Source organism: Flavobacterium sp. P1_E4 (assembly GCF_056405915.1).
In genome coordinates this window covers 1-2,193 of the sequence record NZ_JBFUBE010000058.1, presented here as the reverse complement: position 1 = coordinate 2,193, position 2,193 = coordinate 1, and the positions used below count along the sequence as shown (strand labels likewise).

Below are 2,193 nucleotides of genomic sequence, written 5' to 3'. Positions count from 1 at the left end.
GCGTATGGTTTCAGGATCTATTTCACTCCGTTATTCACGGTTCTTTTCACCTTTCCCTCACGGTACTGGTTCACTATCGGTCTCTCAGGAGTATTTAGCCTTAGCGGATGGTCCCGCCAAATTCAGACAGGGTTTCACGTGCCCCGCCCTACTCAGGATACCACTATCTATTACAGTCATTACTTATACAGGGCTATCACCTTCTCTGGCTCTACTTTCCAGTAGATTCTAATTCTTCATGCATAAAATRTCGTGGTCCTACAACCCCAACATTGCCGTAACAACATTGGTTTGGGCTAATCCGCGTTCGCTCGCCACTACTTACGGAATCACTTTTGTTTCTAGGCATCCCCCATACGCCCTTATTTTGCTTATTGTACCAATCATTCAGTTAAGAATGACCGTTTTTTTTCGATTTTCCAATAAATTAGAAAATCTGCTTTCTACTTTTTATTATTTCTTATCTCAATATGTCAATGAACTTTTATGCTGAATTTATTTCAGCATCTTGTGGAGAATAACGGAGTCGAACCGTTGACCTCCTGCGTGCAAGGCAGGCGCTCTAGCCAGCTGAGCTAATCCCCCAATCTAATTATGAATTGTGAATTATGAATTATGAATCTTTACCCATAATCTCTCAACTCTAGAATTTCCTTATTTTAAGGTGAAAATAGTTGTCTCGGACAGACTCGAACTGTCGACCCCTACATTATCAGTGTAGTACTCTAACCAGCTGAGCTACGAGACACTCTTCATTCTTATTTTGCGCTTTTTTTATTTTACGCATGTTTTTTTAAATTAACAGCAAGAGTAATATAATCTTCGGCTTTGAAACCAAATAGTCCTTTTCGTCTTCTTTCCYYAGCGTGTGTTACCACTAACACTAAGGCTCTAGAAAGGAGGTGTTCCAGCCGCACCTTCCGGTACGGCTACCTTGTTACGACTTAGCCCTAGTTACCAGTTTTACCCTAGGCAGCTCCTTGCGGTCACCGACTTCAGGCACCCCCAGCTTCCATGGCTTGACGGGCGGTGTGTACAAGGCCCGGGAACGTATTCACCGGATCATGGCTGATATCCGATTACTAGCGATTCCAGCTTCACGGAGTCGAGTTGCAGACTCCGATCCGAACTGTGACCGGTTTTGTAGATTCGCTCCTGGTCRCCCAGTGGCTGCTCTCTGTACCGGCCATTGTAGCACGTGTGTAGCCCAAGGCGTAAGGGCCGTGATGATTTGACGTCATCCCCACCTTCCTCACAGTTTGCACTGGCAGTCTCGTTAGAGTTCCCGACATGACTCGCTGGCAACTAACAACAGGGGTTGCGCTCGTTATAGGACTTAACCTGACACCTCACGGCACGAGCTGACGACAACCATGCAGCACCTTGTAAATTGTCTTGCGAAAGWTCTGTTTCCAAAWCGGTCAATCTACATTTAAGCCTTGGTAAGGTTCCTCGCGTATCATCGAATTAAACCACATGCTCCACCGCTTGTGCGGGCCCCCGTCAATTCCTTTGAGTTTCATTCTTGCGAACGTACTCCCCAGGTGGGATACTTATCACTTTCGCTTAGCCACTGAGATCGCTCCCAACAGCTAGTATCCATCGTTTACGGCGTGGACTACCAGGGTATCTAATCCTGTTCGCTACCCACGCTTTCGTCCATCAGCGTCAATCCATTAGTAGTAACCTGCCTTCGCAATTGGTATTCCATGTAATCTCTAAGCATTTCACCGCTACACTACATATTCTAGTTACTTCCTAATAATTCAAGTCTAGCAGTATCAATGGCCGTTCCACCGTTGAGCGATGGGCTTTCACCACTGACTTACTAAACCGCCTACGGACCCTTTAAACCCAATGATTCCGGATAACGCTTGGATCCTCCGTATTACCGCGGCTGCTGGCACGGAGTTAGCCGATCCTTATTCTCACAGTACCGTCAAGACATTACACGTAATGTTGTTTCTTCCTGTGCAAAAGCAGTTTACAATCCATAGGACCGTCATCCTGCACGCGGCATGGCTGGATCAGGCTTGCGCCCATTGTCCAATATTCCTCACTGCTGCCTCCCGTAGGAGTCTGGTCCGTGTCTCAGTACCAGTGTGGGGGATCTCCCTCTCAGGACCCCTACCCATCGTAGCCTTGGTAAGCCGTTACCTTACCAACTAGCTAATGGGACGCATGCTCATCTTT

The 2,193-nt window shown here is 46.9% G+C and carries 2 tRNA genes and 2 rRNA genes; all 4 read right to left on the bottom strand.

The annotated features are described in order from the left end of the window. Positions 1 to 376, bottom strand: a 23S ribosomal RNA gene (locus AC1DY0_RS18945); the annotation flags it as partial. Between the two features lie 135 nt (positions 377 to 511). Beyond that, a tRNA-Ala gene (locus AC1DY0_RS18940) sits at positions 512 to 585 on the bottom strand. A gap of 89 nt (positions 586 to 674) precedes the next feature. After that, positions 675 to 748 (bottom strand) — tRNA-Ile (locus tag AC1DY0_RS18935). Between the two features lie 147 nt (positions 749 to 895). Next, positions 896 to 2,193: ribosomal RNA gene (locus AC1DY0_RS18930) — 16S ribosomal RNA — on the bottom strand; the annotation flags it as partial.